The sequence below is a fragment of the Citrobacter sp. TBCS-14 genome, from assembly GCF_005280805.1.
Classification (GTDB): domain Bacteria; phylum Pseudomonadota; class Gammaproteobacteria; order Enterobacterales; family Enterobacteriaceae; genus Citrobacter; species Citrobacter gillenii.
Genome location: NZ_SZWM01001027.1, coordinates 1 through 251, shown reverse-complemented (window position 1 = coordinate 251; position 251 = coordinate 1). Strand labels below are relative to the sequence as shown.

Genomic DNA, 251 nt, shown 5'->3' with positions numbered 1-251 from the left:
GGGTTGTTTTCACCGCTTTCTACGGCAATCGGATCTTTCACTGGATCCAGTCCGGCGTCGATTGCGTAGTTGGCGTTAATCACCACCGCATCCCCTTCTTCATTGTTATACATCTGCGGTAACAGCGCCGCTTCCACGTTAGGTAAGAACTTCAACTTTTTCGGGTTCTCTACGATGTCGCTAATGCGCGCCGTCACTTTATCCACACCCGGCTTCAGCTTGATCACACCCTCTTTTTCAAAAATCGACAG

The 251-nt window shown here is 49.8% G+C and carries 1 protein-coding gene; it reads right to left on the bottom strand.

What is annotated here, in order from left to right:
* The coding region (locus FDX22_RS23775) for a MetQ/NlpA family ABC transporter substrate-binding protein (RefSeq protein ID WP_255433052.1) at nucleotides 1-251 on the bottom strand (251 nt) is incomplete at both ends.